The 12,307-nt window shown below is 72.9% G+C and carries 15 protein-coding genes; 7 read left to right on the plus strand and 8 right to left on the minus strand.

The genetic code is table 11. From position 1 onward, the window contains the following. The first annotated feature begins 284 nt into the window (after window positions 1-284). Entirely contained in the window at window positions 285-1,253 is a 969-nt protein-coding gene (locus tag E1258_RS23815; protein ID WP_132405045.1) for a chlorophyllase, read from the plus strand. Between the two features lie 108 nt (window positions 1,254-1,361). Here E1258_RS23815 and E1258_RS23820 read toward each other — a convergent pair whose 3' ends face one another. The 3 genes from E1258_RS23820 to E1258_RS23830 form a co-directional block, all read right to left on the minus strand. Next, a complete protein-coding gene (locus E1258_RS23820) occupies window positions 1,362-2,324 on the minus strand; it encodes a zinc-binding dehydrogenase (protein WP_207919688.1) in 963 nt (320 codons plus the stop codon). 76 nt (window positions 2,325-2,400) lie between these two features. Beyond that, on the minus strand, window positions 2,401-3,579 hold the full coding sequence (locus E1258_RS23825) for an NADP-dependent malic enzyme (protein ID WP_132405049.1): 1,179 nt from the start codon (window positions 3,577-3,579) through the stop codon (window positions 2,401-2,403). Between the two features lie 141 nt (window positions 3,580-3,720). Further along, window positions 3,721-4,083 (minus strand): S24/S26 family peptidase, encoded by a 363-nt coding sequence (locus E1258_RS23830; protein WP_132405051.1) that lies wholly within the window; start codon window positions 4,081-4,083, stop codon window positions 3,721-3,723. An 84-nt stretch (window positions 4,084-4,167) separates the two neighbouring features. On the opposite strand from E1258_RS23830, the gene sodN reads away from it, so the two are divergent. The 3 genes from sodN to E1258_RS23845 are packed head-to-tail and all read left to right on the plus strand — an operon-like array spanning window position 4,168 to window position 5,542. Continuing rightward, entirely contained in the window at window positions 4,168-4,572 is a 405-nt protein-coding gene (gene sodN / locus E1258_RS23835) for a superoxide dismutase, Ni (RefSeq protein WP_007072789.1), read from the plus strand. Beyond that, window positions 4,569-5,102, plus strand: a complete 534-nt coding sequence (locus tag E1258_RS23840) for a GNAT family N-acetyltransferase (protein WP_132405053.1) — start codon at window positions 4,569-4,571, stop codon at window positions 5,100-5,102. Before sodN ends, E1258_RS23840 begins: the two co-directional genes overlap by 4 nt. 32 nt (window positions 5,103-5,134) lie before the next feature. Further along, a complete protein-coding gene (locus E1258_RS23845) occupies window positions 5,135-5,542 on the plus strand; it encodes an ATP-binding protein (RefSeq protein WP_007072791.1) in 408 nt (135 codons plus the stop codon). Window positions 5,543-5,572: 30 nt separating this feature from the next. Here E1258_RS23845 and E1258_RS23850 read toward each other — a convergent pair whose 3' ends face one another. Further along, entirely contained in the window at window positions 5,573-5,962 is a 390-nt protein-coding gene (locus E1258_RS23850; protein ID WP_132405055.1) for a hypothetical protein, read from the minus strand. Window positions 5,963-6,005: 43 nt separating this feature from the next. On the opposite strand from E1258_RS23850, the gene E1258_RS23855 reads away from it, so the two are divergent. After that, on the plus strand, window positions 6,006-6,956 hold the full coding sequence (locus E1258_RS23855; protein ID WP_132405057.1) for a diacylglycerol kinase family protein: 951 nt from the start codon (window positions 6,006-6,008) through the stop codon (window positions 6,954-6,956). Between the two features lie 450 nt (window positions 6,957-7,406). Then, the gene (locus E1258_RS23860) at window positions 7,407-7,664 is read left to right on the plus strand and encodes a WhiB family transcriptional regulator (protein ID WP_007072794.1); all 258 of its coding nucleotides are present in this window, start codon (window positions 7,407-7,409) and stop codon (window positions 7,662-7,664) included. 139 nt (window positions 7,665-7,803) lie between these two features. Here E1258_RS23860 and E1258_RS23865 read toward each other — a convergent pair whose 3' ends face one another. From E1258_RS23865 to E1258_RS23875, 4 genes are all read right to left on the minus strand, one after another. Continuing rightward, window positions 7,804-8,586, minus strand: coding sequence for a sirohydrochlorin chelatase (locus E1258_RS23865; RefSeq protein ID WP_132405059.1), 783 nt, complete (start codon window positions 8,584-8,586; stop codon window positions 7,804-7,806). Beyond that, window positions 8,568-9,332: a phosphoadenylyl-sulfate reductase gene (locus E1258_RS23870; RefSeq protein WP_007072796.1), complete on the minus strand. Its 765-nt coding sequence runs from the start codon at window positions 9,330-9,332 to the stop codon at window positions 8,568-8,570. Before E1258_RS23870 ends, E1258_RS23865 begins: the two co-directional genes overlap by 19 nt. Then, window positions 9,329-9,487 carry a hypothetical protein gene (locus tag E1258_RS33535; protein ID WP_165949883.1) on the minus strand — a complete coding sequence of 53 codons (159 nt, stop codon included), beginning with the start codon at window positions 9,485-9,487 and terminating at the stop codon, window positions 9,329-9,331. Before E1258_RS33535 ends, E1258_RS23870 begins: the two co-directional genes overlap by 4 nt. A gap of 70 nt (window positions 9,488-9,557) precedes the next feature. Beyond that, the gene (locus tag E1258_RS23875; RefSeq protein ID WP_132405061.1) at window positions 9,558-11,270 is read right to left on the minus strand and encodes a nitrite/sulfite reductase; all 1,713 of its coding nucleotides are present in this window, start codon (window positions 11,268-11,270) and stop codon (window positions 9,558-9,560) included. Window positions 11,271-11,735: 465 nt separating this feature from the next. Here E1258_RS23875 and E1258_RS23880 point away from each other — a divergent pair. Beyond that, window positions 11,736-12,307 (plus strand): glycosyltransferase family 39 protein (locus E1258_RS23880; protein WP_243715648.1); only part of this gene is annotated, 572 nt, incomplete at its 3' end.

The raw sequence follows: 12,307 nt of genomic DNA on the forward strand, positions 1-12,307 counted from the left end.
ACCCCACCCACACCACCTGGGCTTGCAAGGAAGGGCCCCCTGTTAACGCTTTCTGTATAGGAAGGGCCCCTTCCTGACACCCGGCAAGTCCTGACACCCGGCAGGCTGACCGGGCTAACTGGTCGATCGTGCCGGTCGACGTGCAGCTCGAACTCGTCCGCGACGACGTCGACGCCCGCAGGCCCGACCCCGACGTCCCACCACCGATGCCCCGGGTGATCACGCCCTGACTTGCGGTGCGGTGCCGGCCGGCGGCACCCGGCCCGCGAGGCACAATCGGATTCATGCGCCGCCGCCGTGCCACCTGCCTGCTGACCGCCGTCCTGCTCACCGCCGGCCTGGCCGGATGCTCGGGTGGCACGGAGCCCACCTGGCGCGAGGCCGCACCGGGGCAGCCGCCGAAGGCGACCACCCCTGCTGCGCGCGTACCCATCGGCAGCGCGCCGAGCGAGAGCTTTGCCGTCGGCGTACGCCAGCTCAGGCTCAACCGCGACGGCGACCGCCCGCTGCCGGTGACCGTCTGGTACCCGGCCCGGGGCACGGCCGGCGGGACGCCGCAGCGGTCCGCGACCGCCGCGACCGGCCGCTTCCCCGTGGTGATGTTCAGCCACGGCCTGAACGGGCGGCCCGAGGACTACGTCACCCTGCTCACCCACTGGGCGGCGGCCGGCTTCGTGGTGGCCGCGCCGGCCTTCCCGCACACCGCCCGGGGCACCGACACCAACGTGCTGGACGTGCTGAACCAGCCGGCCGACGTGTCGTACGCGCTGACCCGGGTGCTCGCCCTGAACGCGAAGGCGGGCGACCCGCTGCGCGGCCGGCTCGCCACCGACCGGGTGGCGGCGGCTGGGCACTCGGCCGGCGGGGTGACCACGATCGGCCTGTTCACGGCTGGCCGGGACGAGCGGCTGGACGCCGGGGTGGTCTTCGCCGGCACCGGCCTGGGCGTGGGCACCGCGTTCGCGGGGGCCGCCGCCCCGCAGTTGTTCGTGCACGGCGAGGCCGACAAGGTGGTCGACTACGCCTCGGGCAGGGCCGCGTACGACAAGGTGCCCTGGCCCAAGGCGATGCTCAGCCTCCCGGAGGGCGACCACGGGCGGGCCCTGCTCACCGACGGCGCCGCCCTGCGGGTCGTCTCGGGCACCTGCGTCGAGTTCCTGCGCTGGACGCTGTACGGGGACCCTGCGGCGAAGCGCCGGCTGCCGGACGAGGCCACCCGCGGCGGCCTGGCCACCCTCGACGACCGGCTGTGAGGAGGGACCGGCAGGAGGGGCCCCCTGCTGACGCTTCCGGTACAGGAAGGGCCTCTCCTAACAGCTAAGGGCCGCTCCGAACGGCTACCAGCGCCGGCCAACAGCCGCTCACGCGGTGTGGTCGATGACGATCTTGCCGAAGGCCGCGCCGGAGTGCAGCCGGGCGAACGCCTCCTCGATCCGGCTGAACGGCACCACGCTGTCCACCACCGGGCGCACCTCGTACTCGGCGCAGAACGCCAGCAACTCGGTCAGCTCGTCCGGGGTACCCATCGAGGTGCCGAGGATCTCCAGTTGCATGGCGAAGACCCGCCGCAGGTTGATCTTCGGTTCGTACCCGGCGGTCGCCCCGGAGACCACGATCCGCGCCATCGGCGCGGCCGACTTCAGGGAGTGTTCGAAGGTCGCCGCGCCGACCGTCTCGATCACCACGTCGACCCGCTCGGGCAGCCGGGTGCCGGGCTCCAGCGCGGTCGCCCCCAGCTCCGTGATGCGCTCCCGCTTGCCGGCGTCGCGGCTGGTCGCGTACACCCGCTTGCCGAGCGCGACGGCGAGCGCGATGGCCGCCGTCGCGACGCCGCCGCCCGCGCCCTGGACCAGCACGGCATCGGCCTCGTCGACCCGGCCCTTGGTGGTCAGCATCCGCCACGCGGTGAGCCAGGCGGTGGGCAGGCAGGCGGCGTCCGTCGCGGACACGCCGGCCGGCAGGGGCAGCAGGTTCATTCGGGGTACGGCCACCCGCTCGGCGAAGGTGCCGGGGAAGTGCTCGGAGAGGATGGATATCCCGCGCGGGTCGCCCGGATCGACGACCAGCGGGAAGACCAACACCTCGGTGCCGTCCGGGGCCGTCGCGACGGCGTCGCAGCCGAGGATCATCGGCAGCCGGTCCGCGCCGAGGCCGACGCCGCGCAGCGACCACAGGTCGTGGTGGTTGATCGAGCTGGCCAGCACCCGCACGGTCACCCAGTCGTCCTCGGGATGGGTCGGCTCGGGCTGCTCGCCGACGGTCAGCGCGGCGAGCGGGTTGTCGGCGTCGAAACTCGTGGCGAAGGCGGCACGCATGATCCGCACCGTAACAAGGACCGGGGGTGTTAAGAAGGGGCCCCTGCTATACCGGATGCGTTAACAAGGGGCCCCTGCTTGCACGTCAGGCGCGGGCCACGCCGTCGCGGCGGGCGGCCTCGGCGACGGCCTCGGCGACCGCGGGGGCGACCCGCGGGTCCAGCGGGGACGGCACGATCGCGTCGGCGGTCAGCGCCTCGGCCACCACTGCGGCGATCGCGTCGGCGGCGGCCACCTTCATCCCGTCGGTGATCCGGGTCGCCCGGGCGTCCAGCGCGCCCCGGAACACGCCGGGGAAGGCCAGCACGTTGTTGATCTGATTGGGGTAGTCGCTGCGGCCGGTGGCGACGACAGCGACGTGCCGGGCGGCGACCTCGGGATGCACCTCGGGCGTCGGGTTGGCCAGGGCGAAGACGATCCCGCCAGGGGCCATCCCGGCCACCGCCGCCTCGGGGATCTGGCCGCCGGAGACGCCGACGAGCACGTCGGCGTCGCGCAGCGCCTCGGTGATGTCGCCGGAACGGCCCTCGGCGTTGGTGTCCGCCGCGAGGTCCGCCTTGGTGCCGGTGAGGTCGCCACGGTGCCGGCCGATGATCCCCTTCGAGTCGCAGACCACCACCCGGGCCGGGTCGACGCCCCCGGCGATCAGCATCCGGGTGACCGCCACCCCGGCCGCTCCCGCGCCGCTGACCGCCACCCGCAGGTCGCCGAGCTTGCGCTGGAGCAGGGTGGCCGCGTTACGCAGCGCGGCGAGCACGACGATCGCCGTGCCGTGCTGGTCGTCGTGGAAGACGGGGATGGACAGCGCCTCGTCGAGCCGGCGCTCCACCTCGAAGCAGCGCGGCGCGCTGATGTCCTCCAGGTTGATCCCGCCGAACGAGGGGGCGAGGGCCTTCACCACGGCCACGATCTCGTCGACGTCCTGGGTGTCCAGGCAGACCGGCACGGCGTCCACGCCGCCGAACTGCTTGAACAGCACCGCCTTGCCCTCCATCACCGGCAGCGCCGCGCGCGGGCCGATGTTGCCCAGCCCCAGTACGGCCGACCCGTCGGTGACGACGGCGACGGTGTGCCCCGCCCAGGTGTAGTCGTCGGCCAGCGCCGGGTCGACGGCGATCGCCTCGCACACCCGCGCCACCCCCGGGGTGTACGCGAGGGAGAGGTCCTCCCGGCTGGTCAGCGGGACGGTGGAGGCGACGGCCATTTTGCCGCCGACGTGCAGTTGGAAGACGGGATCAGCCGGGTCAACGGTGGACGAAGACATGGTGACTCCAGGATCTGTCGGGCAGACGAGGCGACCGGCGCGGGCGCAAGGTAAGGCGGCCAGCGGCGGTGGCACGGTGCGGGGGTCACCCGGACACCTGCAGAGCATAGTGTCGGCAGCACAAGCGGGATGTGAGTAGGGTCATACCGGCGGGTAGCCGCAGGGGCGGCGCAGGCGACCCGGCCGGGGCCAGTAGCGGGCGATCACGCGGCCCCGCACGTCGGCCACGCCGTACGCCCGGGAGTCGTCGGTGACCAGGTCGTTGTCCCCGCGTACCCACCAGCCGCCGGCGGCGGGGCGGACCGCGCGCTTGACCACGAGCAGGTCCGGGCGGCTGCGGAAGACCGCGACCACGATGTCGCCCGGTCGGATCGGGCGGCCCCGGCGCCGGACCAGCAGGGCGTCGCCGTGGCGCAGGGTGGGTGCCATGGACGGGCCGGTCACCAGTACGGCGGTGAGGGGTCCCCGCAGCCGGTCGGCGGCTCGGGGGTCGTCGGCGGGCACCGGTTTCACCTCCGCCCCGCTCGGGGAGCATCTCCAGGAGTAATGTCGTCTTGGATCATCGCAAACTTCCCATGGAGGATCCCGATGCGACTTCCGCGCATCCTCGTGCCGAGCGTCACCGTCAGCGCCCACTGCGACCTGCCCTGCGGCGTCTACGACCCGGCCCAGGCCCGGATCGAGGCCGAGTCGGTCAAGGCGATCGCCGAGAAGTACCAGGCGAACACCGACCCCGAGTTCCGCACCCGGGCGCTGATCATCAAGGAGCAGCGCGCCGAGTTGGTCAAGCACCACCTGTGGGTGCTCTGGACGGACTACTTCAAGCCGGCGCACTTCGAGAAGTACCCGAACCTGCACACCCTGTTCAACGAGGCCACCAAGCTTGCTGGCGCCAGTGGCGCCAAGGGCAGCGTCGACCCGGCCAGGGCCGACGAGCTGCTCCAGAAGATCGACGAGATCTCGAAGATCTTCTGGGAGACCAAGCAGGCGTGACCCCCGGGTCCACACCAACGGTACGGCCGGCGCGTCCCGAGGACGCGCCGGCCGTCGTCGCCATGGTGCACGAACTGGCCGAGTACGAGCGGGCCGCCGACCAGTGCCACCTGACCACCGGGCAGCTCACCGGAGCCCTGTTCGGTCCGGCGCCCGCGCTCTTCGGTCATGTGGCCGTCGACGAGGCCGACCGGCCGCTCGGCTTCGCGCTGTGGTTTCTCAACTTCTCCACCTGGGCCGGCGTACACGGCATCTACCTGGAGGACCTCTACGTCCGGCCCGAGGCGCGGGGCACCGGCGCCGGCCGGCAACTGCTGGCCACCCTGGCCGCGATCTGTGTGGAGCGGGGCTACCGGCGGCTCGACTGGTCGATGATCCACTGGAATCCGGCCGCCCGGTTCTACGCCTCGATCGGCGCGTCCCCGATGGAGGAGTGGGTGCCGTACCGGCTGACCGGGCCGGCCCTGGCCGCCCTCGCGGCGCGGGCGGGCGGCCCGGCGAGCGTCAGGCCCACGCGTCCGTCGGCCTGACGGGGTAGAGTCCCCCACCGGGGGGATGAGGCGTGACTCAACTGACCGGCCAGCCAGCGACAGACGACGACATCGTGCACCTCACGGTGCCCGCCGACGGCGGCTACCTCGGTGTGCTCCGCACCGCCACGGCCGGCCTCGCCGCCCGTCTCCAATTCGCCCTCGACGAAATCGAGGATCTGCGGATCGCCGTGGACGAGGCGTGCGCGATGCTCCTCGCGATCGCCACCCGCGACGCCGAGCTGGAGTGCCGGTTCCAAGTGACCGAGGACGCGCTGACCGTCGAGGTGACCGTGCCGACCGTGCGCGGGGCGACGCTGCCCGCCGAGTCGTCCTTCGCCTGGAAGGTGCTGACGGCGCTCACCACGGCCGCCTCGGCGAACGCCTCGAACGGCCGGGCCACCATCTCGCTGCTCACCCGCCGCGCCTCCGGCTACTGACCGCCGCCGAGCCGGGCGTCGCCGCTCGGGTCAGGACAGGCCGAGGGCCCGGGTGGTGGACGGGCTGACGAGCAGTGCGCTGACGCCGAGGCCGAGCGCCATCAGCGGCACGCCGAGCCAATCCAGGTCGCCCTGGATCATGTACCAGCCGACCGGCAGCAGCATGAGCTGTAGGACGATCGCCGGGGCGCGGGCCCCGGCCCGGTGCCGGTCGAGCGCACCGCCGAGCGCCCAGAGGGCGACCGCGCCGCCGAGGGCGAACGCGGTCACCAGCAGCGCCGACGGCAAATCGGTGGTGGTGGCGGTGAGGTCGGCCCAGACCAGCCACACGGCGACCAGGCCGAGGGCGGCCGCCTCCGCCCGGAGCAACCGGACCGCCCAGCGCAGCGTGGTCGGGTTCCGGTCCGAGTCGATGGTCACGCGCGACACGATACCGGGAACGGGTCGCGGTACAGTGCCGCCCATGCGGGCCGTCCTGGTGGTCAATCCGAAGGCCACCACCACCAGCGAGCGCAGCCGGGACGTCCTGGTCCGGGCGCTGCGCAGCGAAGTCGACCTGTCGGTGCGGTACACCCGCCGGCGGGGCCACGCCACGGACCTCGCCCGGGAGGCCGCCGAGGAGGGCGTCGACCTGGTGGTGACGCTCGGTGGCGACGGCACGGTGAACGAGGTGGTCAACGGCCTGATGACGGCCGAGCCGCCGACCATCCGCACCGGGGGCAGTCCCGCCGAGCGGCTGCCGGCGCTGGCCACCGTCCCCGGCGGCTCCACCAACGTGTTCGCCCGCGCGCTCGGCCTGCCCCGGGAGTGGCCGGAGGGCACCAGCATGATCTTGGAGGGACTGCGGCTAGGGCGGTCCCGGACGATCGGGCTGGGCCGGGCCGACGACCGTTACTTCACCTTCTGCGCCGGCTTCGGCATCGACGCGGCGGTCATCCACCGGGTGGAGCAGGCCCGCCGGCGCGGCCGGGTCGCCACACCGGCGCTCTACTTCCGCTCGACGGTCAACCAGTACTTCCTCGGCTCGGAGCGCCGCCACTCGACGATCTCGCTGGAGCGGCCCGGCGAGACGCCCGAGGGCGAACTGTCGACGGTCATCATCCAGAACACCGCGCCCTGGACGTACCTGGGCGAGCGGGAGGTCAACCCGAATCCGGCGGCATCCTTCGACCTCGGGCTCGACGTGCTCGCCATGCGACAGCTCCGCGTGGCCAGCACCGCACGCACGGTGACCCAGTTCTTCTCCCGGACGCCCGATCCTCGGGGGCGCCAGGTGCTCCGGCTGCACGATCTGGCCGAGTTCACCCTGGCCGCGAGCCGCCCTCAGGCTTTCCAGCTCGACGGGGACTATCTTGGGGAGCGGGAGAAAGTTAGATTCGCATCCGTTCCGGCCGCACTGAGAGTAATCTGCTAGGTCTCGGGTACAGCCCTTGGTCGAGCGCGATCCCCACACCGCAGCCGATGCGGTGGCCGCCACACCGAGGGCGAGGTGCCGGAAATGTCAGCAATGTTCCGCAGACTGTACTATATTGATCCTCGACTGTGGTACGCCAGGTAACCAGGACTCCCTGCAAACCGGACAAAGGGGTCGTGAGCTTGCTCACCGCTTGGAGTTTTTCTAGGCGCCACCCTTGACATCGCGTGAGTTCGTGAAAGTATTCACAAGCGAACTTGAGTTACCGGGACATTGCCTGGACATGCTCATTGTGTTGAGCTGTTCCAGCAGGTCCCAGTGGCTACCAGAGCCTGCTCACGCAGCGCCGAATTGGTGGACGCGAACCGTGACCATCGGCGTGCGGACGCATAAAGGAAAAGCACCAAAAGCAATATCTGCCACCCATCCAGAATGAGGAGTGTTGCCGCCATGGACTGGCGTCACCATGCTGTCTGCCGCGACGAGGACCCGGAGCTGTTCTTCCCGATCGGGACGTCCGGTCCGGCTCTCCTGCAGGTCGAGCAGGCCAAGGCCGTCTGCCGGCGCTGCTCCGTGACCGACCAGTGCCTCCAGTGGGCGCTTGAGTCCGGTCAGGACGCTGGCGTCTGGGGCGGGATGAGCGAGGAGGAGCGGCGCGCCGTCAAGCGTCGCGGTGGCCTCCGGGTGCTGCGCGCTCACTCCGCCTGACCCAACGCATCGCACCACAGCTCCACGCCCCGACAGGGCAGCACCTGTCGGGGCGTTCTGCTGTGGCGGCCCCCTCAGCACCGCGACTGCTCAGCCAACCGTCGAGCCGTCGCACCGACCGCGAGTCGTAGCCGTCCGCTCACGTCGCCGGCGCGGCGTCCGCCCGACGCAGCACCAGATCGGCCAGTTCCGGGGCGTCGGTGAGCGGCCCGGACACCGTCACCGCGCCGGCCGCCCGCGCCCCCGCCAGCACGGCGTCGTGGAAGAGTCCCGGGGCCAAAAAGTACGCCGACACGACCACCCGCCGGGCACCCTCCACGCGCAGCCGCGACACCGCCGCGCCCACGCCCGGCGGAGCCGCCGAGGCGTACGACACCCGGCAGGGCACCCCGAGTTCCGCGCCGAGCGCCGCCGCGACCCGCCCCACCGAGCCACGCGCCCGGGGGTCCCGGGTGCCCGCTGCGGCGAGCACCAGCGCGTCGAACCGGCCGGGCTCCGCCTCCGCCAGCCGCCTCCGCAACCCGGCCAGCAGCGCGCCGTCGACCACGCCGTCGGCCGGGCCGAGCACGTCGGAGACGCGTACGTCGATCGGCGGCCCCGACTCCCGGGCCGCTGCGACCGCCTCCGGGACGTCCACCCGTCGGTGGTACGCGGCGGTCAGCAGCAGCGGCACCAGCACCGCCCGGGGATGCCCGGCCGCCGCCAGCGACCGCAGCACCGCCGTCGGCCCCGGGTCCGTGTGATCCAGCCAACTCGCCGACACGGCGACGCCGGGGCGGGCGGCGCAGACCGCCCGGGCCAGCGCCCGCGTCGCCTCGGCCGCCCGGGGGTCCCGGCTGCCGTGCGCCACCAGGACCACCGGATCGCCGGCCGCGAGCGCCGACGCCGGGGCCCCGGACACGGTCAGAGGTGCAGGCCGCACTCGGTCTTCTCAAACATCGCCCAGCGACCGGCCCGGGGGTCCTCCCCCGCCCTCGTCGGGCGGGTGCAGGGCCAGCAGCCGATCGAACCGTAGCCGCGCTTGAACAACTCGTTGACCGGGATGTCGTGCCGGGCGACGTAGGCGTCCACGTCGGCCTGCTTCCAGGCGGCGATCGGGTTCACCTTCACCTTGCCCCGGCGGGCGTCGAAGGTCACCACCGGCGTGTTGGCCCGGGTCGGCGACTCGTCGCGGCGCAGCCCGGCGGCCCAGGCGTCGTACCCGGCCAACGCCCGCTCCAGGGGCTCGACCTTGCGCAGCTGGCAGCAGTCGTCCGGGGACCGGTTGAACAGCCGGGGACCGTACTCGCCGTCCTGCTGGCCCACGGTGAGCCGGGGGCGGATCGACCGGACGTTGACGGGCAGCCGGCGGGCCACCTCGTCGCGGACCCGCAGCGTCTCCGGGAAGTGCAGACCGGTGTCGAGGAAGACCACGTCCACCCCGGGCGCGACCCGGGAGACCAGGTGGGCCAGCACGGCGTCCGCCATCGAGCTGGTCACGCAGAACCGGTCACCGAACGTCTCGGCCGCCCAGCGGGCGATCTCCAGCGCCGGCGCGCCCTCCAACTCCCGCCCAGCCCGCTCGGCCAGCTCCCGCAGCTCCTGCGGGCCGCGCCGGGCCGGGTCGGCGGGCGTGGGGCCGTCGGGGCCGACCAGCCCCAGGGTGGCCGCCGAGACCAGGGCGCTCATCGGGTCACCGCCCGGGTCAGCAGGCCGGTGAACTTCACCGTGAACACCCGGGCGCAGGCGTGGCACTCCCACGCACCGTGCCCGGCCTCGCTCGGCCGCAGGTCCTCCTCGCCGCAGTACGGGCAGTACAACGGTGCCGATCGGGTCTCACTCATCGTGTCGCCTCGCTTCGCTTCGCGTCACGACGAGGCTCGCTGAGCCTGCCGGATCGCTCGCTTCGCTCGCTCATCGCAGCTCCTCCTCGTCCACCCTGATCACCCAGTTGGCGAAAGTCTCACCCTCGGTCCGGCTCGCCAGGTAGCGGCGGGCGAGCCGTTCCACGTACGCCGGAAGCTCGTCGGCGGTGGTCTTCAGGCCGCGCAGCTTGCGGCCGAAGCCGGCGGTCTGCCCCTGCGCCATGCCCAGGCCGCCGCCCAGGTGCACCTGGAAGCCCTCGACCTGTCGGCCGTCGGGGCCGACCACGAGCTGCCCCTTGAGGCCGATGTCCGCGACCTGGGTGCGGGCGCAGGCGTTCGGGCAGCCGTTGAGGTGGATGGAGATGTCCGCGTCGAAGTCGCGCAGCCGCTCCTCCAGCCTGGCCACCAGTTCCTCGCCGCGCGCCTTGGTCTCGACGATGGCCAGCTTGCAGAACTCGATGCCGGTGCAGGCCATGGTGCCGCGCCGCCAGGCCGACGGCCGGGCCTCCAGGCCGATCGCGCTCAGCTCGGCCACCAGCGAGTTGGTCCGCTCCGGGGGCACGTCCAGGACCAGCAGCTTTTGGTACGGGGTGAGCCGCACCCGGTCGCTGCCGTGCGCCTCGACCACGTCGGCGAGCCGGGCGAGCTGCGAGCCGGAGACCCGGCCCACCACCGGGGCGGCCCCGACGTAGGCGCGCCCGTCGCGCTGGCGGTGCACCCCGATGTGGTCGACCGGCTTGTCGGGCAACGCCGGGGCGGGCCCGTCGAGCAGCGTGCGGCCCAGGTACTCCTTCTCCAGCACCTCGCGGAACTTCTCCACGCCCCAGTCGGCGACGAGGAACTTCAGCCGGGCCCGGCTGCGCAGCCGGCGGTAGCCGTAGTCGCGGAAGATGCCGACCACGCCCGCCCAGACGTCCGGGACCTCGGCCAGCGGCACCCAGACGCCGAGCCGCTTGGCCAGCATCGGGTTGGTGGAGAGGCCGCCGCCGACCCAGACGTCGAAGCCGGGGCCGTGCTCCGGGTGGTCGACGCCCAAGAAGGCGATGTCGTTCGCCTCGTACGGGGTGTCCACCAGCCACGAGATCGACGTCTTGAACTTGCGGGGCAGGTTGGAGAACCGCTTGTCTCCGACGTACCGGCGGACGATCTCGTCGAGCGCCGGGGTCGGGTCGAGCAGCTCGGCCTCGGCCACCCCGGCGACGGGGCTGCCGAGCACGATGCGCGGGCAGTCGCCGCACGCCTCGGTGGTCTGTAGGCCGACCGCCTCCAGCCGACGCCAGATCTCCGGCATGTCCTCGACCCGGATCCAGTGGTACTGGATGTTCTGCCGGTCGGTGATGTCGGCGGTGTCCCGGGCGAACTCCCGGGAGATGTCCGCGACCACCCGGAGCTGGGCCAGGGTGAGCTGACCGCCGTCCACCCGGACGCGGAGCATGAAGAACTCGTCCTCCAGCTCGTGCGGCTCCAGCACGGCGGTACGTCCGCCGTCGATGCCGGCCCTGCGCTGGGTGTAGAGGCCCCACCAGCGGAACCGGCCGCGCAGGTCCTGCGGGTCGATCGAGGCGAACCCGCGGTGGGCGTAGATGTTCTCGATCCGGGCCCGGACGTTCAGCGGATCGTCGTCCTTCTTGATCCGCTCGTTGGCGTTGAGCGGCTCGCGGTGGCCGAGCGCCCACTGACCCTCGCCACGGGGGCGGCGGGGTGCCCGCGCGACGGGTGCCGTGGGTGCCTCGGGTCGGGCCGGGGTGCTGCTGACCGCCATCGCGGCGTCCTCCGTTGTCTGCTGTGCCTCTGAGCGCGGGCGCGCGGCCGGCCCGTGGGACGGGCCGTGGACTACGGTGTCGGACGGCCGGCGCGACTACGCGCCCGAGACGGATTGGTCGGGCGTCGTCAGTGGGCCGGACAGATGGCGCTGCGCACGCGGCCGTAGTCGACGTGGCGACGGGCCACGAAGCGACGGACGACAGCGGCAAGCATGCGACCATGCTCCCACACCCACCGTGGACCTACCAATGGCCGCGGGTGTGATCCCACATCACGGGCCACCGATGCGCTCCGGGGCCGGGATCGCGTCCGAACAGGCAAAGGGTTCCCTCCCGGGTGCGGGAGGCCGCCGCCCCCATGCCCGGACGGGATCGCCGCCGATCGACGGTGTTCGCTCCACCCCCCGGGCACGGCCGGGTGTGGAAGGCTCGGCGTCGTGGACGGATCGCCCGCAAGGCGTTATTTGCCGGGATGGCTCGGCGCGGTCTGGCTGTGGCCGACCCTGGCGACGCTGGCGGTCACCGGCGCGGGGATCGGCTCGGCCCAGCCGTGGCGGGACGAGCTGGCCACCTGGAGCGCCGCCACCCGCCCGTTGGGTGATCTGGCCCGAATGGCCGGCACCATCGACGCCGCCACCTGGCCGTACTACCTGTTCATGCACGGCTGGGTGGCGCTCTGCGGGGACTCGCCCGCCGCGCTGCGGACGCCGTCGGCGCTGGCCACGGCGGGCACGGCCGGGCTGGCCGCCGCGCTCGGCGCACGGCTGTTCGGGCGGCAGGCGGGCCTGACCGGCGGGCTGCTGTTCGCGTCCCTGCCCGGCACCTCCCGGTACGCCCAGGAGGCCCGCCCGTACGCGTTCGTCGCCCTCTTCGCGGTGCTGGCGACGCTGCTGTTGGTCCGGGCGCTGGATCGGCCCGGTTGGCAACGCTGGGCGGGGTACGCCGCCGTCGTCGCCGCCCTCGGCCTGGCCCACCTGGTCGCCCTCACCCTGCTCGCCGCCCACGCGGCAGCCGTGCTGGCCACCCAACGCACCGG

The sequence above is a fragment of the Micromonospora sp. KC207 genome, from assembly GCF_004348615.1.
Classification (GTDB): Bacteria; Actinomycetota; Actinomycetes; order Mycobacteriales; family Micromonosporaceae; genus Micromonospora.